At 74.9% G+C, this 25,328-nt stretch carries 21 protein-coding genes and 1 rRNA gene; 2 read left to right on the forward strand and 20 right to left on the reverse strand.

Going from position 1 to position 25,328, the window contains the following annotated elements; translation table 11 throughout:
* Positions 1-2: 2 nt before the first annotated feature.
* The 17 genes from ACFYON_RS26670 to ACFYON_RS26750 all read right to left on the reverse strand — a co-directional run bounded on the left by ACFYON_RS26670 (position 3) and on the right by ACFYON_RS26750 (position 20,584).
* The gene (locus ACFYON_RS26670) at positions 3-1,013 is read right to left on the reverse strand and encodes a ScpA family protein (RefSeq protein ID WP_355047308.1); all 1,011 of its coding nucleotides are present in this window, start codon (positions 1,011-1,013) and stop codon (positions 3-5) included.
* A gap of 41 nt (positions 1,014-1,054) precedes the next feature.
* On the reverse strand, positions 1,055-1,978 hold the full coding sequence (locus ACFYON_RS26675) for an AAA family ATPase (protein WP_354874399.1): 924 nt from the start codon (positions 1,976-1,978) through the stop codon (positions 1,055-1,057).
* Between the two features lie 170 nt (positions 1,979-2,148).
* Positions 2,149-3,138, reverse strand: coding sequence for a site-specific tyrosine recombinase XerD (locus tag ACFYON_RS26680; RefSeq protein WP_355047331.1), 990 nt, complete (start codon positions 3,136-3,138; stop codon positions 2,149-2,151).
* Complete coding sequence (ald, locus tag ACFYON_RS26685) at positions 3,135-4,250, reverse strand: alanine dehydrogenase (protein ID WP_354874400.1); 1,116 nt, start codon at positions 4,248-4,250, stop codon at positions 3,135-3,137. Before ald ends, ACFYON_RS26680 begins: the two co-directional genes overlap by 4 nt.
* A gap of 324 nt (positions 4,251-4,574) precedes the next feature.
* On the reverse strand, positions 4,575-5,180 hold the full coding sequence (locus tag ACFYON_RS26690; protein ID WP_354874401.1) for an NUDIX hydrolase: 606 nt from the start codon (positions 5,178-5,180) through the stop codon (positions 4,575-4,577).
* Positions 5,177-6,907, reverse strand: coding sequence for a CTP synthase (locus ACFYON_RS26695; RefSeq protein ID WP_354874403.1), 1,731 nt, complete (start codon positions 6,905-6,907; stop codon positions 5,177-5,179). Before ACFYON_RS26695 ends, ACFYON_RS26690 begins: the two co-directional genes overlap by 4 nt.
* A gap of 211 nt (positions 6,908-7,118) precedes the next feature.
* The gene (locus ACFYON_RS26700; protein ID WP_354874405.1) at positions 7,119-9,473 is read right to left on the reverse strand and encodes a hypothetical protein; all 2,355 of its coding nucleotides are present in this window, start codon (positions 9,471-9,473) and stop codon (positions 7,119-7,121) included.
* On the reverse strand, positions 9,473-10,606 hold the full coding sequence (locus tag ACFYON_RS26705; RefSeq protein ID WP_354874407.1) for a glycosyltransferase family 4 protein: 1,134 nt from the start codon (positions 10,604-10,606) through the stop codon (positions 9,473-9,475). The genes ACFYON_RS26700 and ACFYON_RS26705 overlap by 1 nt, the downstream gene beginning before the upstream one ends.
* On the reverse strand, positions 10,603-12,300 hold the full coding sequence (murJ, locus tag ACFYON_RS26710) for a lipid II flippase MurJ (RefSeq protein ID WP_354874409.1): 1,698 nt from the start codon (positions 12,298-12,300) through the stop codon (positions 10,603-10,605). The genes ACFYON_RS26705 and murJ overlap by 4 nt, the downstream gene beginning before the upstream one ends.
* A 1-nt stretch (position 12,301) precedes the next feature.
* Positions 12,302-13,165: a hypothetical protein gene (locus ACFYON_RS26715; RefSeq protein WP_354874411.1), complete on the reverse strand. Its 864-nt coding sequence runs from the start codon at positions 13,163-13,165 to the stop codon at positions 12,302-12,304.
* Positions 13,166-13,225: 60 nt separating this feature from the next.
* The gene (locus ACFYON_RS26720; protein WP_355015285.1) at positions 13,226-14,167 is read right to left on the reverse strand and encodes a copper transporter; all 942 of its coding nucleotides are present in this window, start codon (positions 14,165-14,167) and stop codon (positions 13,226-13,228) included.
* Positions 14,168-14,195: 28 nt separating this feature from the next.
* Positions 14,196-15,374 (reverse strand): putative cytokinetic ring protein SteA, encoded by a 1,179-nt coding sequence (gene steA / locus ACFYON_RS26725; RefSeq protein ID WP_354874415.1) that lies wholly within the window; start codon positions 15,372-15,374, stop codon positions 14,196-14,198.
* A 118-nt stretch (positions 15,375-15,492) separates the two neighbouring features.
* Positions 15,493-17,250, reverse strand: coding sequence for a DNA repair protein RecN (recN, locus tag ACFYON_RS26730; RefSeq protein ID WP_354874417.1), 1,758 nt, complete (start codon positions 17,248-17,250; stop codon positions 15,493-15,495).
* A gap of 651 nt (positions 17,251-17,901) precedes the next feature.
* A complete protein-coding gene (locus tag ACFYON_RS26735; protein WP_354874419.1) occupies positions 17,902-18,786 on the reverse strand; it encodes an NAD kinase in 885 nt (294 codons plus the stop codon).
* Entirely contained in the window at positions 18,783-19,631 is an 849-nt protein-coding gene (locus tag ACFYON_RS26740; RefSeq protein ID WP_354874421.1) for a TlyA family RNA methyltransferase, read from the reverse strand. The genes ACFYON_RS26735 and ACFYON_RS26740 overlap by 4 nt, the downstream gene beginning before the upstream one ends.
* A gap of 21 nt (positions 19,632-19,652) precedes the next feature.
* Positions 19,653-19,880, reverse strand: coding sequence for a hypothetical protein (locus ACFYON_RS26745; RefSeq protein ID WP_354874423.1), 228 nt, complete (start codon positions 19,878-19,880; stop codon positions 19,653-19,655).
* On the reverse strand, positions 19,877-20,584 hold the full coding sequence (locus ACFYON_RS26750; protein ID WP_354874425.1) for a hypothetical protein: 708 nt from the start codon (positions 20,582-20,584) through the stop codon (positions 19,877-19,879). Before ACFYON_RS26750 ends, ACFYON_RS26745 begins: the two co-directional genes overlap by 4 nt.
* 111 nt (positions 20,585-20,695) lie before the next feature.
* Between ACFYON_RS26750 and ACFYON_RS26755 the strand changes: the two genes are divergently transcribed.
* Positions 20,696-21,031: an SCP2 sterol-binding domain-containing protein gene (locus tag ACFYON_RS26755; protein ID WP_387190853.1), complete on the forward strand. Its 336-nt coding sequence runs from the start codon at positions 20,696-20,698 to the stop codon at positions 21,029-21,031.
* A gap of 12 nt (positions 21,032-21,043) precedes the next feature.
* On the opposite strand, the gene ACFYON_RS26760 is transcribed toward ACFYON_RS26755, so the two are convergent.
* A complete protein-coding gene (locus ACFYON_RS26760) occupies positions 21,044-22,114 on the reverse strand; it encodes an HAD-IIA family hydrolase (RefSeq protein ID WP_355047600.1) in 1,071 nt (356 codons plus the stop codon).
* Positions 22,111-23,319: a tetratricopeptide repeat protein gene (locus ACFYON_RS26765; RefSeq protein ID WP_387321143.1), complete on the reverse strand. Its 1,209-nt coding sequence runs from the start codon at positions 23,317-23,319 to the stop codon at positions 22,111-22,113. Before ACFYON_RS26765 ends, ACFYON_RS26760 begins: the two co-directional genes overlap by 4 nt.
* Between ACFYON_RS26765 and ACFYON_RS26770 the strand changes: the two genes are divergently transcribed.
* Positions 23,263-25,143 carry a hypothetical protein gene (locus ACFYON_RS26770; protein ID WP_387321145.1) on the forward strand — a complete coding sequence of 627 codons (1,881 nt, stop codon included), beginning with the start codon at positions 23,263-23,265 and terminating at the stop codon, positions 25,141-25,143. The genes ACFYON_RS26765 and ACFYON_RS26770 overlap by 57 nt on opposite strands.
* A 94-nt stretch (positions 25,144-25,237) precedes the next feature.
* On the opposite strand, the gene rrf is transcribed toward ACFYON_RS26770, so the two are convergent.
* Positions 25,238-25,328 (reverse strand): 5S ribosomal RNA (rrf, locus tag ACFYON_RS26775); the annotation flags it as partial.

A 25,328-nucleotide genomic window follows, 5' to 3' on the forward strand; every position in this document is an offset into this window, starting at 1 on the left:
GCTCACTCCTGCGTCGGTGCGGGTTCGCCCGCGGCCTCTGCGTGTACGCCGGCGTCGGATGCGGAAGCATCGTTCGGCGCGGCGGCGTCGGCGGCGGGGGTGGATGTGGTCGTGGGTTCGGGGGTGCCGGCGTACTCGTCGACTGTCAGCTCGGCCCTACCCTCGGCCGGGCCGGTCCAGCGGACCGTCAGCTCCTCCAGCGCCTGCTCCTGCACGAACGCGACGAGGCCCTGCCGGTACAGCTCCAGCAGCGCCAGGAACCGGGCCACCACTTCGAGTGTCATCTCGCAGTCGGCGCAGAGCAGCGAGAACGTGGCGACCCCGGCGCGGCGCAGCCGGTCGGCGATGATGCCGGCGTGTTCCCGGACGCTGACCCGGACCATGTGCACGTGCGCGATCGACACTTCGGGCACCGGTTTCGGGCTCATCGCCCTGACCGCGAGCTTGCGCAGCCGCTCCGGACCGATGCCGAGCACCAGGTCGGGCAGCGCCTCGGCGTACCGCGGTTCGAGGGTGACCGCCCGCGGATAGCGCCGGCCGCCGACCGCCTCCAGCTCGGCGATGTGCGCGGCGGCCTCCTTGTACGCCTTGTACTGCAACAGCCGGGCGAACAGCAGGTCCCGCGCCTCCAGCAGCGCCAGGTCCTCCTCGTCCTCGACCTCGGCCGAGGGCAGCAGCCGGGCCGCCTTCAGGTCCAGCAGGGTGGCGGCGACCAGCAGGAACTCGCTCGTCTCGTCCAGGTCCCACTGGTCGCCCATGGCGCGCAGGTACGCGATGAACTCGTCGGTGACCTTGTGCAGGGCGACCTCGGTGACGTCCAGCTTGTGCTTGCTGATCAGCTGGAGCAGCAGGTCGAACGGGCCGGTGAAGTTGTCCAGCCGGACCGTGAAGCCACTCGCCCGCTCGCCGGCGCCCGGGTCGGCGGGCACCACACCGTCGACCTCGGCGGCCAGCTCCGCGGCGACGGCGGGATCGCCGGGGCCGTGCGGCGGGTCGAGGGGCGGTGCGGTCACCGGGAAACCGTAGACGACGCGGCGGGCGGCCGGCGTGCGCCCTACCGGTCCGACTGGGCGGCGATGACCTCCCGGGCGAGCTGCCGGTAGTTGCGCGCGCCGGAGGAGGCCGGGTCCATGGTGGTGATCGGTGCGCCCGCCACCGTGGACTCGGGGAACTTGACCGTCTTGGTGATGACCGTCTGGTAGACCTTGTCGCCGAACGCCTCGACCACGCGCTGGAGCACCTGCCGGCAGTGCGTGGTGCGGCTGTCGTACATGGTGGCGAGGATGCCTTCGAGTTCCAGGTCGAAGTTGAGCCGCTCGCGCACCTTGTCGATGGTGTCCAGCAGCAGCGCCACGCCGCGCAGGCTGAAGAACTCGCACTCCAGCGGGATGAGCACGCCGTGCGCGACGGTGAGCGCGTTGATCGCCAGCAGGCCCAGCGAGGGCTGGCAGTCGATCAGGACGAAGTCGTACTCCTTGCGGATGGTGCGCAGCACCCGCGCCAGGGCCATCTCCCGGGCGACCTCGTTGACCAGCTGGATCTCGGCGGCGGAGAGGTCGATGTTGGCGGGCAGCAGGTGCAGCCCGGCCACGTCGGTCTTGATCAGGACGTCCTCGGCGGTGACGTCGTCCTGCATCAGCAGGTTGTAGACCGACAGGTCCAGGTTGTGCGGGTTGACGCCCAGCCCGACGGAGAGGGCGCCCTGCGGGTCGAAGTCGACGAGCAGCACCTTGCGGCCGTACTCGGCCAGGGCCGCGCCCAGGTTGATGGTCGTCGTGGTCTTGCCGACGCCGCCCTTCTGGTTGGCCATCGCGATGATCCGCGCCGGGCCGTGCCGGTCGGTCGGCATGGGTTCGGGGATCGGCTTGCGCATGGTGTACGCGGCCGGGTCGGCGGGCCCGAGATCGGCGCCGAGCGTCGCCTGCTGCTCACGGAGCTCCGACGTCCAGGTCTCGGCACGGTCACCGTTTCCTGCCATGTCCTCGTTGCCCCCTCCCGACGACCACCCGGCGTCGGAGCCGTCCGACGTCCCTCGCGGCGCCGCTGCGCACCCCCCGGTCCGTCGTACCTGGAGGCCCGCGCCGATGCCGACTGTACGCCACCGGCCAGCAGCACGTTCGGTAGCGGGTCGGCGTGTCGGCCGCCCCGTCAGGCGAGGGCGCGCGGATGCGCCGTCGCGTACACCTCGCGCAACCGTTCCACTGTCACCAGCGTGTAGACCTGGGTCGTGGTCACCGAGGCGTGGCCGAGCAGTTCCTGCACCACGCGCACGTCCGCGCCGCCGTCGAGCAGGTGCGTGGCGTACGAGTGGCGCAGCGTGTGCGGGGAGACCGCGTCGGGCCCGTCGACCGGCAGGCCGGCGCGGGCGGCGGCGGTACGCAGCACGGCCCAGGCACCCTGCCGGGTGAGCGGGCCGCCGCGGGCGTTGACGAAGACCGCGTGGGCGCCACGCCCGGCGGCGAGCAGCACCGGGCGGCCCCGGACCAGCCAGGCGCGCAGCGCGTCGGCCGCGTACCCGCCGACCGGGACCAGCCGGGTCCGGCCGCCCTTGCCGCGCAGCAGCACGGTGCCGGCGTCCAGGTCCAGGTCGTCGACCGCCGCGCCGACCGCCTCGGAGATGCGCGCGCCGGTGCCGTACAGGAATTCCAGCAGCGCCCGGTCGCGCAGCGCGCGGGCGGCGGCGTCGCCGGTGGCGCCGGGCAGGTCGGCGGCCTCCAGCAGCCGCAGGACCGCGTCGACCGGCAGCGCCCGGGGCAGCCGGCGCGGCGGCGCGGGCGGCCGGACGTCGCGGCTGGGGTCGGCGCCGGCGAGTCCCTCGCGCAGCGCGAAGCGGTGCAGGCCGCGTACCGCGCTGGCCGCGCGGGCGGCGGAGGAGACGGCGAGCGGCGGGTGGTCGTCGTCGCCCGCGCGCAGCCGGGCCAGGTGGGCCTCGACCTGCGCGGGCCCGGCGGCGGCCAGGTCGGTCACCCCGGCCGCGGCCAGGGTGGCCAGGTAGCGGTCCAGGTCCCGGCGGTACGAGGCGAGTGTGTTCGCGGACAGCCCGCGTTCGACGGTGAGGTGGTCCAGGTAGGTCCGGACCGCACGGCGCAGGGCCGGTGCGGGTTCCGCACCGGCCCTGCGTACCGCGGCGTCGGTCAGCTCAGCACCTCGTCCAGCGGCAGCATGTCCATGCCGTGCGCCTCGGCGACCGGGCCGTAGACGACCTTGCCGGCGTGGGTGTTCAGGCCCAGCGCCAGCGCCGGGTCGTTGCGCAGCGCCTGCTGCCAGCCCTGGTTCGCCAGTTCGAGGGCGTACGGCAGGGTGACGTTCGTCAGCGCGTAGGTGCTGGTGTTCGGCACCGCGCCGGGCATGTTCGCCACGCAGTAGAAGATCGAGTCGTGCACCTTGTAGACCGGGTCGGCGTGCGTGGTCGGGCGCGAGTCCTCGAAGCAGCCGCCCTGGTCGATGGCGATGTCGACGAGCACGCTGCCCGGCTTCATCCGGGAGACCAGTTCGTTGGAGATGAGCTTCGGGGCCTTCGCGCCGGGCACCAGCACCGCGCCGATGACCAGGTCCGCGTCGAGCACGGCCCGCTCGATCTCGTACGCGTTGGACGCGACGGTCTGCAGGTGGCCCCGGTAGATGGCGTCGGCGGAGCGCAGCCGGGCCACGTTCTTGTCCAGCAGCAGCACCTCGGACTGCAGGCCCAGCGCGATGGCGGCGGCGTTCAGGCCGGACACGCCCGCGCCGATGACCACGGTCTTGGCCGCGTACACGCCGGAGACGCCGCCGGGCAGCACGCCCCGCCCGCCGCCGGTGCGCATCATGTAGAAGGCGCCCACCTGCGGTGCGAGCCGGCCGGCCACCTCGGACATCGGGGCGAGCAGCGGAAGCGACCGGTCGGGCAGCTCGACCGTCTCGTACGCGATGCCGGTGACCTTGCGGTCGACCAGCGCGTCGGTGCACTCGCGGGACGCGGCCAGGTGCAGGTAGGTGAACAGCACCTGCCCCTCGCGCATTCGGTGGTGCTCCTCGGCGATCGGCTCCTTGACCTTGAGCACCAGCTCGGCGGTGTCCCACACCTCGTCCGCGGTGGCCAGGATCTTCGCGCCGGCGGCGGCGAACTCGTCGTCGGTGATACTGGAACCGACTCCGGCGCCTGCCTCCACGAAGACCTCGTGGCCGTGGCGGGTGAACTCGTGGACGCCCGCGGGTGTGATCGCCACCCGGTACTCGTGGTTCTTGACCTCGCGGGGGATTCCGACCTTCACGATGCAGACACCTTCCTCCGGGGCGGTTCGCCCCCGACTGCGCGGCGCCGCGCCGGCTCCGTTGCCGGGCGCGGTCTGCCGGTCCCGCCGGCGGCAGTCTAGGCCCGTGGAAGGTCCACCGGCCGCGACACTGTGACAACCGGTGGCCGCTGGTGCTGACGGTGTGTCAGGCACCCCTCGGGCCACCCGGTGGAGACGTCACCCGCCGACGGAACAGAGTTCGACGTCATCTTCGCACCGGCGCCGCGGCGACGCCGGACGGACGTGAACTACCGAAGAGGGCCGCCCGGCGCAGTGCGCCGGGCGGCCCTCCGTCGTCGCCGGTCAGCGCGGCAGCGGCGCCTCCGGGCGGCGCAGCTCGGTGAAACCGGTCTCGCGGGCGCGGGCGGCGGCGAGCAGCCCGGCCACGCAGGACGCGTTGGTGATCTCGCCGGCCAGCACCATCCGCACCGCCTCGTCCAGGTCCACCCGGACCACCTGGAGGTCGGCCTCCTCGTCGTGCCGGTCGTGCCGCTGCTCGGCCGGCACGTCGGCCAGGTCGCGGGCCAGGAAGACCCGGACCACCTCGTCGGCGAAGCCGGGCGAGCTGTGCAGGTCGACGAGCACGTCGACGTGGCCCGCGGTCAGGTCCGTCTCCTCGGCCAGCTCCCGCAGCGCGGCGGCGGCCAGGTCCTCGCCGCCGACGTCCATCAGCCCGGCGGGCAGCTCCCACAGGTGCCGGCCGACCGGGTGCCGGTACTGGCGGATCAGCACCACCTGGCCGGCGTCGTCGAGCGCCACCACCGCTACCGCGCCGACGTGCCGCACGTAGTCGCGGGTGGCGCTGCCGCCGCCGGGCATGGTGACGTCGTCGCTGACCACGGAGAAGATCCGGCCGGACCAGATCTCCCGGCGGCCGGTCACCTCGTACCGGTGCTCGACGCCGCTCACTTCCCGGACGCCTTCGCGCCGCCGCCGCGGCCGGTCTTCCTCGACGCGCCGTCCAGGTCCACCGGCAGCTGGTCGGCCTGCGAGTACGCCACGGCGGCGCCGACGAACGCGGCGAACAGCGGATGCGGCCGGGTGGGACGGCTCTTCAGCTCCGGGTGCGCCTGGGTGGCCACGAAGAACGGGTGCAGGGTGCGGTCCAGCTCGACGAACTCGACCAGCCGACCGTCCGGCGACGTGCCGGAGATGTTCAGGCCGGCCTTGGCCAGCTGGTCGCGGTAGGCGTTGTTCACCTCGTACCGGTGCCGGTGCCGCTCGCTGACCTCGGTGCTGCCGTACGCCTCGGCGACGATCGACCCTTCGGCCAGCTTCGCCGGGTACGCCCCGAGCCGCATGGTGCCGCCCAGGTCGCCGCGCCCGGCGACGATGTCCTCCTGGTCGGCCATGGTGGCGATGACCGGGTGCACGGCCTCCTCGTCGAACTCCAGCGAGTTCGCCCCGTCGAGGTTGGCCAGGTGCCGGGCCACCTCGATGGTCATGCACTGCAGGCCGAGGCAGAGGCCGAGCAGCGGGACGCCGTTCTCCCGCGCGTACCGGGCGGTGCCGACCTTGCCCTCGATGCCGCGGACGCCGAAGCCGCCGGGGATCACGATGCCGTCGACGCCGGACAGCGCGGCGGCGGCGCCGGCCGGGGTCACGCAGTCATCGCTGGGCACCCACTTGAGCTGCACCCGGGCGCGGTGGCCGAAACCGGCCGCCCGGATCGCCTCGCTCACCGACAGGTACGCGTCGGGCAGGTCGACGTACTTGCCGACCAGCGCCACGGTGATCGTGTGCCGGGGCTGGTGCACGCGCTCCAGCAGGTCGTCCCAGCGGGTCCAGTCGACGTCGCGGAACGACAGGCCGAGCCGGCGCACCACGTACGCGTCGAGGCCCTCGCGGTGCAGCACCTTCGGGATGTCGTAGATGCTCGGCGCGTCCGGCGCGGCGGTAACCGCCTCCCGGTCGACGTCGCAGTACAGCGACAGCTTCTCCTTGACCTTCTCCGGGATCTCCCGGTCGCAGCGCAGCACCAGCGCGTCGGGCTGGATGCCGATGCTGCGCAGCTGCGCCACCGAGTGCTGGGTCGGCTTGGTCTTCAGCTCGCCCGACGGCGCCAGGTACGGCACCAGCGACACGTGCAGGTAGAAGCAGTTGTCCCGGCCCAGGTCGTGGCGGATCTGCCGGATCGACTCCAGGAACGGCAGCGACTCGATGTCGCCGACCGTGCCGCCGACCTCGGTGATCACCACGTCGGGCACCTGGCCGTCGGCGTCCGGGTCGGCCATGCCGCGGATGCGGGCCTTGATCTCGTTGGTGATGTGCGGGATGACCTGCACCGTGTCGCCGAGGTACTCCCCGCGCCGCTCCTTGGCGATCACCGCCGAGTAGATCTGGCCGGTGGTGACGTTCGCCTTGCCGGAGAGGTCCCGGTCGAGGAACCGCTCGTAGTGGCCGACGTCGAGGTCGGTCTCGGCGCCGTCCTCGGTGATGAAGACCTCGCCGTGCTGGAACGGGTTCATCGTGCCGGGGTCGACGTTCAGGTACGGGTCGAGCTTCTGCATCACCACGCGCAGTCCGCGCGCGGTCAGCAGACTGCCGAGGCTGGAGGCGGTGAGGCCCTTACCCAGCGAGGAGGCGACGCCCCCGGTGACGAAAATGTGCCTGGTCGTCCGTGCTGTTGGGGCCAAGGCCTGCTCCCGTGTCGTCCGTAGCGGTCGTGCGAACCGCCGTGCCGATCAGCAGAGTGATCACGCGATCCACGGGATTCCACGGTAACACCATCCGGACCGTGAGCCGGCGTCGCACCCGCTGTCGGCGCACGTGGGGCCGGTGCCGGCCCTCTCCGGCCCCGCGACGGCCCGGTGCGGCGGCCCGGCGCGGCGGCCCGGACGGCCCAGCTCAGCCGGCGGGGATCTCGGTGGACGCCGGGGCCGGCTGTGCGGGGATCCGCGCACCGGCGGCGCGCGGCCCCTCCGGCGCCTCCTCGCCCGCGGCGTCCTGCCCGGCCGGCTTCCCGGCCTCCCCCGCGGCGTCGCCGTCGCCGGTCGGGCCGTCGGCAGTCGCCCGGCCGCCAGAGCCGTCACCGGCCGCGCCGCCACCGCCCGGCCCGCCGCCCGGTGGGACCGCGCCCGTCTCGCCGCCGGGACGCCCGCTGTCGGGCACCGTACGGTCCGTGGAGTGGTCCAGCACCCGCAGCGCGGCGAGGGCCGCCATCGGCACCACGAGCGCCGCCGCCGCGCCGGCCACGTCCAGCGCCGACCCACCGAGCACGCCGCCCAGCCCGACGGCCACGCCGGTGCCGGCCATCGCCGCCCGGATCGCCGGGTAGATGCCGAACAGCCGCATCAGCCCGCCCCACGGCTGGAGCAGCGCGAGCCAGACCATCGCGGCCCCGGCCAGGGCCAGCACGGTCAGCGGGCTGTTCACCAGCGTCTCGAAGTTGGAGCTGCCGGACCGGTGCACGGTGAGCCCGCCGGTGCCGTCGCCGAGCGCGGCCAGGAACCGGCCCAGGCTGCCCCGCTCGGCCGCCGGCCGACCGAGGTCGACCAGGGCGAAGCCGACGGTGACCGCGAGCGCGGCCATCGTCGCCCAGGCCAGCCGGCTCACGGTGAGCCAGCCGCCGGTGCAGATGGCGGCCGCGACGCTCACCCCGGCGGTGAGCGCGATGGCGCCGATCGAGTCGGCGCCCAGGTACGGGCTGCCCACGATCACCACGGCCAGGCCGCCGACGGTCACCATCACCATCGGCCGCCAGCCCTTGCGGAACCGCTGGGCGAGCCAGCCGCCGCTCAGCAGGGCCCCGGCGATGAACACGCCCAGCCCCACGGTGCCGAGACCGGCGTACCGGCCGCCCTCCAGCGCCGAGTAGCCGACCACGCCGTTGAGCTGCAACCGGGAGCCGGTGAGCACGTCCACGCCCACGACGAGCGTGGCCAGCCCGGCGACCGCACCGAGCGGACCGAGCGTGCGCTCGTGCCCCGGGGCGAACCGGACCACAGCGGTGCCGCCGACGATGAGCAGCGCGGTCACCGACGCGTACCACAGGCCGGCGTGGTCCCCTCGCCACCAGGGCACGGCGTCGGCGAGCAGCGCCGCGGGCACTGCCAGCGCGGCGGCGATCAGCAGCAGCTCGACCACGGCCACGATCCGCCGGGACACCGGTTCCGGCCCGTGCGGGCCGGCGAGCCGGCGGGCCCGGCGCAGCAGCGGCAGCACCGTCACCGCGAGGGCGACCTGGGCGGCGGCGAGCAGCGTGAAGAACCAGCCGGCGACGCGGCGCTGGGCGGCGGCCTCCCGGTCCGCGTCGGCCGGCGCCTCGATCGCGGCCCGCAGATCGTCCGGCCGGTCGTCGACAGTCACCGCCGGCCGGCCGAGGAACGCCCGGTCCGGCATCGGCTTGTCGAGCACCGCGAGCACCGTCGGAGCCAGGTCGACCAGTTGCAGGTAGCCGGACCGGGCGGTGCTCGGCGAGGTCAGCCAGCCGCCCTCCCAGCCGGGACCGTCGGCGACCGCGACGTGCAGCCGCGCCGGGTAGTCGGTGTCGGACACGCCCGCGACGAGCACCAGCGAGCGCGGCGGCCGGGCGGCGAGCACCCGGGCCAGCCGGGCGTCGGCCTGCCGCGCCTGAACGGCCCGTACGGCCGGGTCGTCGTCGTCGACGGTGCCGATGTCGACGATGCTCAGCACGCAGGAGCCGAGCAGTTCCGCCGGGTCCTCGGGAAGCGTGGGGGCGTACCTGTCGACCCGGCCGAACGGGCGGGCGGCGGCCACCGCGGCGCCCGGTCCGACCGCCACCGAGCAGCGCACCGACTCGGCCAGCGCGCCGGGCGTGGCACCCCAGGAGAGCTGGTCCTGGTTGTGCGCCACCGCGCCGACCTGGTCGGGCAGGTTCGCGCCGATGCCGTCGGGCCGCTCGACGGTGACCGAGGTGGCCGGGCAGCCGCCGCCCGGGCGGGCACCGGGCCACGCGGCGTAGTTCCCCGCGCCGAGCGTGAGCCACCCGTCGACCGGGCAGGTGGGACGGTGCGCGGAGCGTACCGAGAGCGACCCGATCGCACCCTGCTCGGCCATCCGCCACAGCGTCGGCGTGTTCTCCGGGTCGACGTCGTCCCACCGCAGGCCCGCCGCGCCGACGAGCACCACGAAGTCGGCGCCGGGCCGGGACGCGCCGTCGTGTGGGCGGGCGGAGAGCGCGGTGATGCCCAGCGCCACCACGACCAGGGTGAGCAGGACCGGGGTCAGTCTGCGCAGCATCAGCGGTTCCCGGTCGAGAGCTGGGGCGTCAGCTCGGCGTAGAGGCCGGCGAGCGCGGCCACGGTGTCCGCCTCGGTGGGCCAGGTCGCGGCCCGCGCCACGCCGCGGCGGCCCAGCTCGGCCCGGCGTACGGGGTGGTCGAGCAGGTCGCGCACCGCCGCGTCGACGGCGTCCACGTCCCCGGGCGGCACCAGCACCGCGGCGTCGCCGACCAGGTCCGGCAGCCCGCCGACGGCTGTCGCGACGAGCGGCACACCCGCCCGCAGCGCCTCCTGCGCGAACAGCTGGCGGGCCTCCCAGTCGCTGGTCACCACGGCGAGGTCGGCGCCGGCCAGCAGGTCCGCCACGTCGGTGCGGTGCCCGAGCAGCGTCACCGGCGCGCGGGCGGCCGAGATCCGGGCGGCCAGCGGCAGGTACGCCGGACCGCTGCCGGCGATCACCACGAGCGGGGCGGGGGTGCGGGTGCGCCAGCGGGCGGCGGCGTCGATCAGCACGTCGTACCGCTTCTGCGGGTGCAGCCGGCCCACCGACAGGATCAGCTGACGGTCGGCGGCGACGCCGAACTCGGCGCGTACCGCGGTGCGGCGGCGACGCGGCGCGGGCAGCGCCGGCGCGGCGACCGGGGCCAGCCGGGCCTCGGCGGCGCCGAGCGCGGTGGCGCGGTCGACCAGATCGGCGGAGGCGCCCAGGGCGACCCGCACGGACCGGGCGACGACCCGCTCGACCAACCGGGCCGCCGTACCGCGCAGGCCACCGGCGAGGACCGCGTTGTGCCAGGTGACGACCAGCGGCGCGGCGGGGCGGGCGAGCGCGGCGACCAGGCCGGCGCGCAGCCCGTGCGCGTGCACCACGTCGACCGGCGTGTCCGCGAGCGCGCGGCGCAGCGCGGTGACCGCGCGTGCGTCGCCCGGCGTGGGGCTGGCCGGGATCTCCACCGGCGTGAACCGGGCCCCGGCGGCGGTGAAGTCGAACTGTTCCTCGGTGGCGGCCGGGCCGCAGACCAGCACGGACGCGCCGGCCTCGGTCAGCCCTCGGCTGATCGAGCGCACGTGCTGCCCGACCCCTCCGGTGCTGGAGGCGAGCACCAGGGCCACCGACCCGGGCCAGCGCGGTGCCGGCGAGGCGTCCGTCATGAGGAAACGGTCTCCCTTCCGTCACCCCGCTCGCCGGGGTGCTGCTGCGCCGGCGGGCCGTCGTCCCCGCCGGCCGGGCGTCGCCGGTGTAGCCGGCGGGTCACGGCCGCGAGCAGCGGCCGCAGGTCGCGGGCGTCGGTCAGCCAGGCGACGGCCAGGAACAGGACACCGACCACGACCCCGGACAGCATGCCCTGCGCGAGCGCCTGCGGTGTTGTCGGGGTGCCGTCACCGAGCCCGGCGAGTCCGGCCGCGACGGCCGTCCCGCCGGCTGCCGCGACGCCGGCGGCGAGCAGCCCGGCGGCCCCGGCCCGGCCCGCACCGGCGAGCGCCTCGCCACCGGCGGCCCGCCGGACCGCGACGAGCAGCAGCCCGCCGAGCAGCAGCATCCCGGCGGAGCTCGCCAGCGTCACCGCGAGCACCCGGTCGGCGAGCGGCAGCGCCTGGGCGGCGAGGACGGCGAGCGTGGGCACGCTGAGCCAGCCGAGCGCGGTGGCGACCGTGGCCCGGCGCGTCTCGCCGCGCGCGTACAGGGCGCGGGTGAGGACCGCGAACAGCCCGTAGCCGACCAGGCCGGGCGCGAACCCGGTGATCCCGGCCGCTGCGGTACGCGCGTCGAGCGGGTCGGCGAAGAAGAAGTGCCCGACCGGAATCGCGGTGCCGACCAGCGCGGCGGCGCCGAGCAGGCTGAGCAGCACGACGCCGCGTACCGCAGGGGCCAGTGTCTCCCGGTAGGCGCGCTCGTCGCCGGTGGCCCGGGCCGCCACGAGCGTCGGGTACGCGGCCACCGCCAGCGGCACCGCCAGCACCGCCCAGGGCAGGAAGTAGACGGTCTGGGCCAGGTTGTAGACGCCGACGTCGGCGGTCCGGCCGTAGGTGACCTGGTTGAGCGCCACCACCAGGGCGATCTGCTGCGCGGTCACGGTGACCACGCCGGCGACCGCCAGCCCGCCGACCCGGGCCCGCGCGTCGGCCGGGAACCGGTAGCCCGGCCGGATCCGCAGGCGCAGCCGGCGCAACGGGATCAGCAGCGACAGCGAGAGCACCACCACGCCGAGCGTGGTGCCGGCGGACAGCAGCAACTCGCCACCGCGCCCGGCCTCGCCGATCGTGGCCAGCCGCCCCTCGGCGGCGGTGAACCCGAGGTAGACGGCGATGACAGTGACGCTGGACAGCAGCGGCGCGATGACCGGCCAGGCGAACCGGCGGTGCGCCTGGAGCACGCCGGTCAGCACGATGCCCACGCCGTACAGCGGCAGCTGCGGCGCGAAGACCCGCAGCATCCTCGCCCCGGACTCCTGCTGAGCCGCGCTGAGACCGTTTCCGATCAGGCCCGGCAGCGGGTCGGCGAAGACCGCCACCAGCACCGCCAGCGGAACCAGCAGGGTCAGCGTCCAGGTCAGCAGCGCGCCCGTCGTGGCGGCCACCGCCCGCCGGTCACCCGTCTCGACCGCGCCGGCCAGCAGCGGTACGACGAGACTGGCGAGCGCCCCACCGGCGACGATCTCGAAGATGAAGTTCGGGACGTAGTTCGCCACCAGGTAGGCGCCGCCGAGGTCACTGGTGGACAGCGTCCAGGTGAACACGGCGGTCCGGCCGAAACCGGCGAGCCGGCTGAGCACGGTGAGGACGGCGATGAGAGCGGCCGCCCCGGCGACCCGGCCGGCGGTGGCGAGAGGAGCCGGTTTCGTCACGTCAGTCCGGGAGCCGGCCCAGCTCGTCGAGATGCCGAAGCCCCGGCGTCCGCGCGATCACCTGCGTGAAGCTGACCTTTTCGCTGGCGGCGGTGAGCGCGGCGAGCACGGCCAGCACGCCGGCCCGGCCCAGCGGCCCGGTACGCGCGGCGAGACTCACCCCGAGCAGCGCGCCGAGCGCGTTGGCGCCGCTGTCGCCCACCATCACCCGCTCGCCCAGGTCGTCGCCGACCAGCGCCGCGGACGCGCCGACCGCGCCCGCCGCGACGCCGCCGTACGGGCCGGTGGTCAGTGGCACGCCGAGCAGCATGCCGGACTTCAGCGCCCGGCCGGGCCGCAGATCGAGCAGGTTGACCAGGTTGGCGGTGCCGGCCACCACGCCGGCGCCGAGCAGCACGTCGACCCCGCGGCCGAACGCCCCGGCGTCGCGTCGGCGCGGGTGCGCGGCGACCCGGCGGTCGGCGGCCAGCAGCGCCGCGGCACCCAGCCCGGCCACGCCCACCCCGGCGACCTTGACCATCCCGGCGGTGATCTGGCCCTCGCGCAACGCGGCGAGGTGCCCGGCGAAGCCCTTGGCGGCCTTCTGTTCGGGGCGGGCGCCGACCACGTCGTCGTAGAGGCCGACAGCGCCCGCGCCGAGCCCGGCGACGAGCGCGGCGGCACCGGCCGGTGCGCTACCGGCGCCCAGCGCGGCACCGGTGGCCGCGCCGACGGCCAGGGCCGGACCGGCGGCCAGGGTCACCGTGCGGCCCCGGTAGTTGGTGCGTTCCAGCGCCGGCCCGCCCGGCGACGTGCGCGTCTGACGCAGCACGTAGCGGGCGGCCAGCGCTCCCGCGCCCACGGCCAGTAGCCGACCCAGTCTCACGGGACCTCCTCGATCCGGACTTCGAACGCGACACGGCACGGACCGGGCGGCCCGGAGCGGTCACCGGGGCAGTGTAGGCACCCGGGCCGCGGCGTTGTCGCCCACGCCGTACTGGCCGGTCTTCTTGTCGGTGAGCTGCTCCGCCAGGGCCAGGCTGGTGGCGAGCTGACCCTGCACGGTGTTGGCGTTGTCGACGGTGGAGATGGTCTGCGACAGCACCGGGTCGCCGCGGACCACGGAGACGAGGTTCCCGCCGGTCGAGCCCATGCCGGCCACCACCAGCGCGCCGGCCCGGTCGAACTGCTCGGCGATCTTCACCACCGACTCGTCCTTCTTCGCCGAGTCCTTGTCCACGTACGGCTGGCCGGTGACCATCACCACCGCCTCGGCGGCGGCGGAGATCCGGTCCGCCGGGGTGAGGTATCCGGCGGTGGCGTACTGCTCCAGCACGGCACGCCGGTCGGCCTCGCTGACCGGCGGGCTTCCGGCGGGGCGGTCGACGAGCACGTTGGCCAGCAGCGCGCTGGAGGTCTCCACGCCGTGCCCGTTGCCGGGCAGGTTGCCGGTAGGGGCGCTGTTCGGCCGGGCCGCGGTGACCGCCAGTTCCAGCAGGTTGTTGTTGCTGTCCGGGTTGACGAACTTGTCCTGCACGTTGATCCGGCCGGTGATGTCGGCGCCGGCGGTCTGGAGCATCTTCACCACGCCGTCCGCCTGGTCGCGGCCGGTGGGCAGGGTGAACACCAGCACCCGGCGGCTGGTCAGCTTGCCGGGCAGGACGAGCTGGGCCATCTCGGCGGCGAAGTCCTCCTCGGTCTCCAACTGCTTCTGCATGCTGTTCACCGACTGGCGCATCAGCGAGTTGTCCTTACGCAGGCCGTTGACCTGTTCCCGGAGCGAGTCGGCAACCGGCCCGTTGAGGGCGGCCGTGCCGACCACCAGGCCGATCGCCAGTGCCAGGAACACCGCGGTCAGGGACACCACGTGGTAACGAAAGTTGATCACGCTTGCAGCCTCTTGATCGTCGGGAGGGCTAGAAGAGCTGGCCGAGTTGGAACACGAAATTGTCCCACCATTCGGAGACCACGCCCAGATACGCCTTCCCGACGGTGGAGACCGCCACGGCGGAGGCCATGGCGGCCAGCGCCGACAGGACCAGCAGCAGCAGCGACGACCCGGAGATGCTCTGCCGGTAGAGCCGGCTGACGCCCTTGGCGTCGACCAGCTTGCCGCCCACCTTGAGCCGGGTCAGGAACGTCGACGCCATGCCGCCGCGTCCCTTGTCCAGGAACTCGACGAGGGTGGCGTGGGTGCCCACCGCCACCAGGAGCGAGGCGCCCTTCTCGTCGGCCAGCAACATGGCCAGGTCCTCGCTGGTGGCCGCCGCCGGGAAGGTGATCGCCGGCACGCCGAGCCCGTTGACCCGGGCCAGACCGGGCGCCCGCCCGTCCGGGTAGGCGTGCACGATCACCTCGGCGCCGCAGCGCAGCACGTCGTCGGTGACCGAGTCCATGTCCCCGATGATCATGTCCGGCGTGTAGCCCGCCTCGACCAGCGCGTCAGCCCCGCCGTCCACGCCGATCAGCACCGGCTTGAACTCCCGGATGTACGGGCGCAGCACGTCCAGGTCGGCCTTGTAGTCGTAGCCGCGCACCACGATCAGGCAGTGCCGGCCCTGGACCTGGGTCTGGATCTCCGGCACGCCGACGCCGTCGAGCAGCAGGTCGCGTTCCTGCCGCAGGTAGTCCATCGTGTTGGCGGCGAACGCCTCCAACTGCACCGACAGACCCTCCCGGGCGTCGGCCATCGACTTGGCCACGGTCTCGGCGTCCTGCAACGAGCCGTGCGCGACCGGCTCCTCGCCGACGAAGACGGTGTTGCCCTCGATGCGGACCCGATCGCCCTCGCGGACCTGCTCGAAGACGCCCTCGCCGAGGTCGTCCAGCAGCGGGATGCCGGACGAGATCAGCACCTCGGGGCCGAGATTCGGATAGCGGCCGGAGACCGACGGCTTCGCGTTCAGCACGGCCGCCACACCCACCGCCACGAGCGAGTCGGCCGCCACCCGGTCCAGGTCGACGTGGTCGATGACCGCGATGTCGCCGGGCCGCAGCCGCCCGACCAGCCGTTTCGTGCGGCGGTCCAGGCGCGCGGTGCCGACGATGGAGCCCGGCTCCGGGTTCCGGCTCCGGCGCAGTGTGGGTAGACGCATCGTGACCATCCTGGCATGTGAGGCAGGTTTTGCTGTCGCGACATGCCTGAGCAGGGCCGCCTACCCAGGGAAGCACACCGGGACCCGCGCCGGTGTGCTTGCGCTCACAATCGGCGTCTCACGGACGCCTTTCCTTTGCCGCCACGGCCAAGAGCTCCTCGGCATGGGCGATACCCAGATCCGAGTCCGGCAAACCGGCGAGCATCCGGGCCAGCTCCCGGGCGCGTTCGGTGTCCTCCACCACACGCACCCCGCTGGTGGTGACCGCTCCCCCGGTGTCCTTGGCCACCACCAGGTGCCGGTCCGCGAACGCGGCCACCTGCGGCAGGTGCGTGACCACGAGCACCTGGTGGCTGCGGGCCAGCCGGGCCAGCCGGCGACCGATCTCCACCGCGGCCTGGCCGCCGACGCCCGCGTCGACCTCGTCGAACACCAACGTGGGCGGGCCACCGGACCCGGCGAAGACCACCTCTATGGCCAGCATCACCCGGGACAGCTCGCCGCCGGAGGCGCCCTTCTGCAACGGCAGCGCCGGCGCACCCGGGTGCGCCAGCAGCCGCAACTCCACCTCGTCGGCGCCGTCCGCGCCGACGCCGGTCTCGACACCGTTGACCGGCAGGCTCGGCTCGGACCGGCCCGCCGGGCGCGGTAGCACCGCCACCTCGATGCGGGCGTGCGGCATGGCCAACCCGGCCAGCTCGACAGTCACCTCCTCGGCGAAGCGGACCGCGGCCTCCCGCCGGGACGCCGACAGCCGGCCGGCGAGGTCGGCCACCTCACCGGCAAGCCGGGTCGCCTCGCGGTCCAGCTCGTCCAGCAACTCGTCGGAGGTGTCCAGATCGGACAACCGGGTCCGGGCCCGCTCGGCCCACGCCACCACGCCGTCGACGTCGTCGGCGTACTTGCGGGTCAGCCCGCGCAGCGCGGCCCGCCGCTCGTAGACGGTCTGCAGGCGGGCCGGGTCGGCGTCCAGCGCGGCCAGATAGGCCGACAGCTCCGCTGCCACGTCGGTGACGAGCGTGGCCGCCTCCTCCAGCCGGGCCGCCAGCTCACCCAGCGCCGGGTCGGTGCCGGCCTGCGCCTCGAGGGTGCGCCGCGCGGAGCCGAGCAGCGCGCTCGCGTCCGGCGTCTCGTCGGCCGCCTCCACGCCACCGGCCACACACTGTTGCGCCACCTGCGCGGCCGTGCGCAGCCCTTCGGCGTGCTCCAGCCGCTGCGCCTCGGCCTTCAGCTCGTCGTCCTCCCCCGGCTGCGGGTCGACCCGGGTGATCTCGTCCAGGCCCAGGCGCAGCAGGTCGGCCTCCTGGTTGCGCTCCCGGGCGTTGCGCCGCCGGTCGGCCAGGTCGTCGACGACGGTGCGCCACCTGGCGTACGTCTCACGCAGCGCGTCGAGCAGCTTCTCGTGCTCCGGCCCGGCGAACCGGTCGAGCGAGGCGCGTTGCTCGGCCGGGCGCAGCAGGCGCAGCTGGTCGGACTGGCCGTGCACGGCCAGCACCTGCTCGCCGACCTCGCCGAGCGTGGACACCGGCATGGCGCGGCCGCCCAGGTGCGCTCGGGAGCGGCCCTCGATGGTGACGGTGCGACTGAGCAGCAGCGAGCCGTCATCGTCGGGCTCGCCACCGGCGTCGATGATCCGGGCGTGGACCGACTCGGCCACCCGGCCGCCCAGCCGCAGCCGGCCCTCCACCACCGCGCGGCCCGGCTGGGCGCGCACCCGGCCGGCGTCGGCTCGGCCGCCGAAGAGCAGGCCGAGGCCGGTCACCACCATGGTCTTGCCGGCGCCGGTCTCGCCGGTGATGACGTTCATCCCCGCGGCCAGGGACAGCGTCGTGTCCTCGATGACGCCCAGTCCGGTGATGCGCAGCTCTTCCAGCACAGCACCCGACAGTAGCCCCGCCGTGTGACAGTTGACCAGCCGGCCGGGCCGGACGCGGGCAACCGTACAGTTCAATCCCGTGCTGGAGGACGCGCTGGCCCGGGTCGTGCGCTACCGCGCCATCCACGAACGGGCGATGCTGCTGGAGCCGGGCACGCCGGCCGACGTGGAGCGTGGCGTACACGCCGGTGAGCAGGCCCGGGTGCGGGACCGGCTGCCGGTGCGTCTGGCCGTGGTGGACGGTCGGACCGCGGTACGCCGGCCGACCGGGCCGCCGCACCGGCGACATGTCGCCAGGTGGACACGGGCACGACGGAGTGGGGCCGGGACGCCGGAGACCGCATCGCCCAGGTCGCGTGCCGCCGCTTCCTCCGGCGGCGGCCCTGCGACCTGTCGGCCCGGCCGGGGTCGACACCCGACCGGACTCGGCATGCCGGTCCGCCCGCCGCGGCCGGCTACGACGCTCCGGCGTCCCGACCGTCGCGGTCCCGACCACCCCCTGGCCGAGCCCGCGACAGATGGGCCGCATCCGGGGAGCGGCGGGCCTCACCGCCGCGTCCGGACTCACCTCTTCGCGGCCCGTACGCCCACCGTAACGCGCGCGAGCGCCGGGGCCGGTGGGCCGAACGGAGATTTCCGCTGAGCCGCTGGTCAGCGGCGATTGCCCCGCCAGCCCTGTACGGGCAGGTCGAACTTGGCCACCAGCCGGTCGGTGAACGGGCGTGGCCGCAGCCGCACGATGCGCACCGGCAACGTGCCACGACGCACCGTGACCCGGGCGCCGGGCGGCAGGTCGTAGACGCGCCGCCCGTCGCAGCAGAGCACCGCCAGGGTGGTGAACGGGTCGACGGTGATGACGAACGTCGACGTCGGCGCGGTCACCAGCGGGCGGCTGAACAACGCGTGCGCGCTGATCGGCACCAGCAGCAGCGCCTCCACCTCAGGCCAGACCACCGGCCCGCCGCCGGAGAACGCGTACGCGGTCGAGCCGGTCGGAGTCGCGCAGATCACGCCGTCGCAGCCGTACCGGGCCAGCGGCCGGCCGTCCACGTCCACGAGCAGTTCCAGCATCTGGGCGCGTTCGCCCTTCTCCACGCTGATCTCGTTCAGCGCCCACGACTCGATGGTCGGCCCGCCCTCGAACTCGGCGGTGACGTCGAGGGTGAGCCGCTCGTCCACCGTGTAGTTGCGCTCGACCACGTCGCGTACGGCGGTGTCCAGGTCGTCGATCTCCGCCTCGGCGAGGAAGCCGACCTTGCCCAGGTTGATGCCGAGCAGCGGCACCTTCGTCGGGCGGGCCAGCTCGGCGGCGCGCAGGAACGTGCCGTCCCCGCCCAGCGCGAACACGATCTCGGCGCCCTCGGCGGCCTCCGGGCCGGTCACCGGCACCACGCCCGGCAGGTCCAGGTCGTCGGCCTCCTCGGCCACCACCCGCACCTCGAAACCGGCGGCGATCAGGTCGGCGGCCACCGCGCGGGCGTGTTCGGTGCTGCGTCGACGGCCGGTGTGCGTGACCAGCAGCGCGGTACGGCTCACCCGGACACCTCCTCGGTCGTGGCCGCCGTCGCGGCGGCGCCCTGCGGGCCGGCGGCCACCACCGCGCGGACCCGCTCCGGGTCCGCGGCGGGCGCGTCCCCGCGCAACCATACGAAGAACTCGACGTTGCCGCTCGGGCCGGGCAGCGGGCTGGCCGCCACACCGGCGAGGCCGAGGCCGAGCCCGGCGGCCGCCGCGGCCACGTCGAGCACCGCCTCCGCCCGCAGCGCCGGATCGCGGACCACGCCGCCGGCGCCGACGCGCTCCTTGCCGACCTCGAACTGCGGCTTGACCATCAGCGCCAGGTCACCGCCGGGGCCGGTGCACGCGGCCAGCGCGGGCAGCACCAGACGCAGTGAGATGAACGACAGGTCGGCCACCGTCAGGCCGACCGGGCCGCCGATCGCCTCCGGCGTGAGGGTACGCACGTTCGTGCGCTCGAACACCCGGACCCGCTCGTCGGTCCGCAGCGACCAGGCGAGCTGCCCGTAGCCGACGTCCACGGCGACCACCTCGGCGGCGCCGGCGCGCAGCAGCACGTCGGTGAAACCGCCTGTCGACGCGCCGGCGTCCAGGCAGCGCCGGCCGGTGACGCCCAGCCCGCCGGGGGCGAACGCGGCGAGCGCGCCGGCCAGCTTGTGGCCGCCCCGGGAGACGTACTCCTGCGCCGGATCCTCGCCGGTGACCAGCAGCGGGTCGGCCGGGTCGACCATCGCCGCGGCCTTCCGCGCCGGCACTCCGCGCAGCTGGACGCGACCGGCCTCCACGAGCGCGGCGGCCTGCTCCCGGGAGCGGGCCAGGCCGCGCCGGACCAGTTCGGCGTCCAACCGGGTACGACGAGCCATCAGGTGTGTCTCCGCCTCTGCTCAGGCCTGGTCGATGGTGGCGAGGGTTTCGCGCAGCGTCTCGTACGCCGCCTCGTACTGGGCGATCTGGTCGGCCGGCGCGAGCGCCTCGGCGTTGGCCATGCCGAGCACCGCGGCGTCCACCGCCGGGTGCCGCGCCTCGCCGACCTCCTCGACCGGCGCGGGGCGTGCCCCCGGGGGCGGCCCGGGCCGCGGGCCCGGCGGCGGCCCGGGCCGGGGCGCGGTCACGAGCCGGCCGCCCGGCGCCCGGTGGCCTTCTTCGCCGGCCGGGCGGGCGCGGCGGGCAAATCGTCGGCAGGGGTACGGGCCACGGTGGCGGGCGGCTTCTTCGCGATCGCCTTCTTGGCCACCGTCTTCTTCGCCACCGCCTTCGTCGGCGTCGTCGCGGGGGCCTTCGTCGGCGTCGTCGCGGGGGCCTTCGTCGGCGTCGTCGCGAGCGAGGACTCGGCGGCGGGCGATCCGGTCTTCGGCTGCCCGGCCCCGGACTGCGCCGCATTCGACGGCTCGGCGCCGGCCGAGCCGACGCGGGACGGCTCGCTCTGCGGTGCGGTCGCGCCGGACGGTGGTGCGGCCGGTGTGGCGGCGGGCTCGGACGCTCCGGCGGGCGGCGTGTCGCCCGGCCCGAGGTGGCCGCGCGCCTCGCGCAACTGCCGCTCCAGGTCGTGCACCCGGCGGGTCAGCTCGGCAACCTCGTCGGCGGTGGCCAGCCCGACCGCGCCCAGTGCCCGGTCCACCTCGAAGCGGACCAGCTTGGTCAGCGACTCCCGGTTCGCCAGGCCGGTCGCCACCAGTTCCTCGGCGAGCGTCTGGATCTGGGCGGCGGTCGCGCCGCCCTGGCCGACGACGCGCATGACCGCGTCCTGTGCCTTCTTCCGGGGCGCCTCCGTCAGGCCCATGGCCAGCTCGAGGTAGGCGCGCCACGCGTCCTGCATGCCTGAGTCCTTCCGCGGGGCGAGGTGTGCAGGTGCCACGCTACCGGGCACCCCGGACGTCCCATTGCGGTACGGTGCCGGGAACGGCGTGGTTCATGGTGAGGAGACGATGTGGCCAGCGTGGACGAGTGCCGGCAGGCGTTGCAGGACCTGGCCGCGCGGCTGGACCGCAACGCCGAGGCGCAGGGGCGCATCGACCTCGACCGCACCCTGGCCTGCCGGATCACCGATCTCGGCACCGCGTTCCACGGGCGGCTGGAGGATGGCCGGCTGGTCGACCTGGCCGACGGCGACGACCCGAAGGCGAAGATCGCGCTGAGCACCGGCAGCGACGATCTCGTCGCGCTGGTGAACGGCCGGCTCGACGTGATGTCGGCGGTGGCCTCCCGGCGGGTCTCGATCAAGGCGAACCCGTTCGACCTGATGAAGCTCCGCAAGCTGCTCTGAGCGGCCGGCGCCTCAGTCGTCGAGGCCGAACGCGGCGAGCGCTTCGGCCGCCGCCGGGGACTGCGCCCGCACGCGCGGCCCGCACGCCGTCGACCAGGCCACTCCGCAGAGCGCCGCCAGCGCTTCCAGCGGCGGTCCCGCGCCGTCGAGCACGAGATTCCCGCCGGACTCCGTCACCGACCAGCCGCCCGCGTTCTCCCGGCCCGGCACGGCCACCACCGCGGCCGGGTCGAACAGACCCGCCAGGTCGAACGAGGCGTACGCGGGGCGACGCTCCTGCGGTGCGGCCAGCAACTCGGCGGCGTCGCTGACGCCGGTGAGCACCAGCAGGCTGTCCAGCCCGGCCCGGCGGGCGCCCTCGATGTCGGTGTCCAGCCGATCGCCCACCACGAGGGTGCGCCCGGTCCCGGCCCGCCGCGCGGCGGTGGTGAACAGCGCCGGCTCCGGCTTGCCCACCACCACGTCGGGGTCGCGGCCCAGCGCGGTACGCAGCACCGCGACGAGCGAGCCGTTGCCCGGCAGCGGGCCGCGCGGGCTGGGCAGGGTGCGGTCGGTGTTCGTGGCGTACCAGGGGGCGCCCGCGCGTACCGCGAGGGACGCCTCGGCCAGGTCGGACCAGCCGACCTGCGGGCCGTAGCCCTGGGCCACCGCGGCGGGCTCCTCGTCGGCCGTGGACACCGGCCGCAGGCCCACCGCGCGCAGCTCCGCGCGCAGCGCTTCCGCACCGACCACGAGCACTGGTGAACCTTCGGGCAGCCGGTCACGGAGCAGTTCGGCGGTGGCGGCCGCGGAGGTGAGCACCTCCGCCGGCCGGGCCGCGACGCCCATGCCGGTGAGCAGGTCGGCCACCTCGCTGGAGCGGCGGGAGGCGTTGTTCGTCGCGTACGCGACCGCGCGCCCCTCGGCGTGCAGCCGGCCGACCGCCTCGACCGCGCCGGGGATGGGCCGGTCGATCAGGTAGATGACGCCGTCGAGGTCGAAGACCACGAGCGAGTACGCGTCGACCAGCCGACCGCCCGCCCCGGCGCGGTCGGGTTCTCCCCGATCCGCGCCGGAGGCGGTGTCACCGGCGTACCCGGTCATCGGCGCTCCGCCGCCTCGCCCTCGCCGGCCTCGCCCTCGCCGGCCGCGGCGTCGCCCGGCGCGGGCCGGACGGCCTCGTCCGCCGGGGTGACGTCGGGCGCCGGTCCGTCTGCGGTCACGGCGCCGGTGTCCGGCGTGGTCGTGGCCGGCGTGGTCGGCGCCTCGGCGTCGGCCGTCGTGGCGCCGGCGGCGAACGAGCCGGCCTCGGCGTCGGTCAGCGCGTCGTCGTCCAGGTCGCCGGCGTCCCGGTCCCGGTAGCCGGCCCGCGCCGCGTCCCCGCCCGCACCCGAGACGGAGTCGTCGTTGCTCAGCCGCTCGTCGTCGTCATCGTCATCGTCCTCATCGTCGTCGTCATCGTCGTCATCGTCGTCATCGTCGTCGTCATCGTCGTCGTCATCCTCGTCGTCGTCGAGGTCGTCGTCGTCGAGGTCGTCGCCGTCCTCGTCGTCGTCGAGGTCGTCGTCGTCGAGGTCGTCGCCGTCGAGGTCGTCGCCGTCCTCGTCGTCGTCGAGGTCGTCCTCGCCGCGGGCGGCCTCGGCCGACGGCTCGGACGCGTCCGCGTCGTCCTCCGGCTCCTCATCGCCCTCGATGACCACGCCGTCCAGCTCCAGCAGCCGCTCGGCGGCGTCGGTCTCTCCCTCGGTGTCGACGTCGGCGGCCCGGGAGAACCACTCCCGCGCCTCCTCGCGCCGGCCCACCGCCAGCAGGGCGTCCGCGTACGCGTAGCGCAGCCGCGCCGCCCACGGCTCGGTCGAGTCGCCGCTGAGCTCGCGGACCTGGAGCATCGCCACCGCGGCGTCCTTCTGCCCGAGGTCGCCACGGGCCCCGGCGGCCACGATCAGCAGCTCGATCGCGACGGCCTGGTCGAGCTTGTCGCGGTCGGCGCCGCGGAACAGGTCGATGGCCCGCTCCGGCCGGCCCAGCGCCCGCTCGCAGTCGGCCAGCACCGCCAGGTGGCTCTGCAGCCCGCTCATCCGGTGGTACGTCCGCAGCTCGGCGATAGCGGTCTGCCACTCGCCCGCGTGGTACGCGGCCAGCCCCACGGCCTCCCGCACGGCGGCGATCCGCGAGGCGAGCCGGCGGGCCGCCATGGCGTGCGCCAGCGCGAGCGTCGGGTCCTCGTCGATCAGCAGACCGGTCGCGACCAGGTGCCGGGCGACAGTCTCCGCCACCGGCTTGGCGAGGGAGAGCAGCTCCGCCCGCACGGCCGTGTCGAGGTCGCTCGCGACAACGTCGTCCGGCAGCTCCGGCGCCTCACCGGTACGCCCCTCGCCCTGCTCGTCCCGGCGCTCCCGCTGCGGGCCGTAGTTGCCGCGGCGGTCGTCGCCACCCGGCCGGTCGCCGTAGCCGCGGCGCTCACCGTCGCGCTCGCCCCGGGAACCGCCCGGCCGCCGGTCATCACTCCGGTCGTCGCGCCGGAAGCCACGGTCGCGGTCACCGCCGCGGAACCCGTCGTCGCGGCGCTCGCCACCGGCGTAGCCCTGCCGGCGGTTGTCACCCTGGTGGCCGCCCTCACGACGGTCCCCACCACGGAAGCCTCCGTCGCGGTCTCCACCGCGGAAGCCGCCTTCGCGGGTGCCACCCTCGCGACGGTCCCCGCCCCGGAAACCGCCCTCACGGTCACCACCGCGGAAGCCGCCCTCGCGACGGTCCCCACCGCGGAAGCCTCCGTCGCGGTCGCCGCCGCGGAAGCCGCCTTCACGACGGTCACCACCGCGGAAGCCGCCCTCGCGGGCACCACCCTCACGACGCTCACCGCCCCGGAAACCGCCCTCACGGTCACCGCCGCGGAAGCCACCCTCACGACGGTCGCCCCCCGCGCGGCTCCCACTCCGGAAGCCACCGTCACGGTCGCCACCGCGGAAACCGCCTTCGCGGGCGCCACCGCGGAAACCGCCTTCGCGGGCACCACCCTCACGACGCTCACCGCCCCGGAAACCGCCCTCACGGTCACCACCGCGGAATCCGCTCTCACGACGCTCACCGCCGCGGAAGCCTCCATCACGGTCACCGCCACGGAAGCCACCCTCGCGGCGGTCACCACCGGCGAAGCCACCTTCACGACGATCCCCGCCGCGGAAGCCACCCTCGCGGGCGCCGCCCTCGCGGCGGTCGCCACCACGGAAGCCACCCTCGCGGCGGTCACCACCGCCGAAGCCGCCGCCCTCACGGCGGTCACCGCCACGGAAGCCACCCTCGCGACGGTCGCCACCACGGAAGCCACCCTCACGGTCGCCGCCCGGGCGGCTTCCACTCCGGAAGCCGCTGTCACGGTCGCCACCACGGAAACCGCCCTCACGACGGTCACCGCCACGGAAACCGCCCTCACGGCGGTCACCGCCGCGGAAGCCACCCTCGCGGGCACCGCCTTCACGACGGTCGCCACCACGGAAGCCACCCTCACGGTCGCCGCCCGGACGGCTTCCACTCCGGAAGCCGCTGTCACGGTCGCCACCACGGAAACCGCCCTCACGACGGTCGCCACCACGGAAACCGCCCTCACGACGGTCACCGCCACGGAAACCGCCCTCACGGCGGTCACCACCGCCGAAGCCGCCGCCCTCACGGCGGTCACCGCCACGGAAGCCACCCTCGCGGGCACCGCCCTCACGACGGTCACCACCACGGAAGCCACCCTCACGGTCGCCGCCCGGACGGCTTCCACTCCGGAAGCCGCTGTCACGGTCGCCACCACGGAAACCGCCCTCGCGACGGTCACCACCACGGGCGCCGCTGTCGCGGTCGCCGCCACGGAAACCGCCCTCACGGCGGTCGCCACCGCGGAAGCCACCCTCGCGGGCACCGCCCTCACGGCGGTCACCACCACGGAAACCGCCCTCGCGACGGTCACCACCACGGCCGCCGCTGTCGCGGTCGCCACCACGGAAGCCGCCGGGGCGGTCGTCGCGGCCGCCCCGGTACGAGGGACGGTCATCGCGACGACCGTCGCGGCCGGCGTCACCACGCCCCTGGCCGCGGTCGGCGCGATCCTCGTAACGACGGGGGCGGTCCCCGCCCTGCGGTCCTGAACTCACAGGTACATCCTTCCTGATGGCGTTTCCGCCGAGAACGCTAACGCAGTCGAGGGCCGCCCCTGCTGGGGCGGCCCTCGACTGGAAGTTTGTCCGGCGGTGTCCTACTCTCCCACACCCTCCCGAGTGCAGTACCATCGGCGCTGGAGGGCTTAGCTTCCGGGTTCGGAATGTTACCGGGC

This window comes from Micromonospora sp. NPDC005686 (genome assembly GCF_042871665.1).
In the GTDB taxonomy this organism is placed as follows: domain Bacteria; phylum Actinomycetota; class Actinomycetes; order Mycobacteriales; family Micromonosporaceae; genus Micromonospora.

What these genes read in the sequence shown, in the direction of transcription:
- steA (WP_354874415.1), bottom strand. Translation starts at nt 15,374, where the DNA reads ATGCGTCTACCCACACTGCGCCGGAGCCGGAACCCGGAGCCGGGCTCC.
- ACFYON_RS26675 (WP_354874399.1), bottom strand. Translation starts at nt 1,978, where the DNA reads ATGGCAGGAAACGGTGACCGTGCCGAGACCTGGACGTCGGAGCTCCGT.
- ACFYON_RS26700 (WP_354874405.1), bottom strand. Translation starts at nt 9,473, where the DNA reads ATGCTGCGCAGACTGACCCCGGTCCTGCTCACCCTGGTCGTGGTGGCG.
- ACFYON_RS26740 (WP_354874421.1), bottom strand. Translation starts at nt 19,631, where the DNA reads ATGGCTCGTCGTACCCGGTTGGACGCCGAACTGGTCCGGCGCGGCCTG.
- ACFYON_RS26705 (WP_354874407.1), bottom strand. Translation starts at nt 10,606, where the DNA reads ATGACGGACGCCTCGCCGGCACCGCGCTGGCCCGGGTCGGTGGCCCTG.
- ACFYON_RS26760 (WP_355047600.1), bottom strand. Translation starts at nt 22,114, where the DNA reads ATGACCGGGTACGCCGGTGACACCGCCTCCGGCGCGGATCGGGGAGAA.
- ACFYON_RS26750 (WP_354874425.1), bottom strand. Translation starts at nt 20,584, where the DNA reads ATGCAGGACGCGTGGCGCGCCTACCTCGAGCTGGCCATGGGCCTGACG.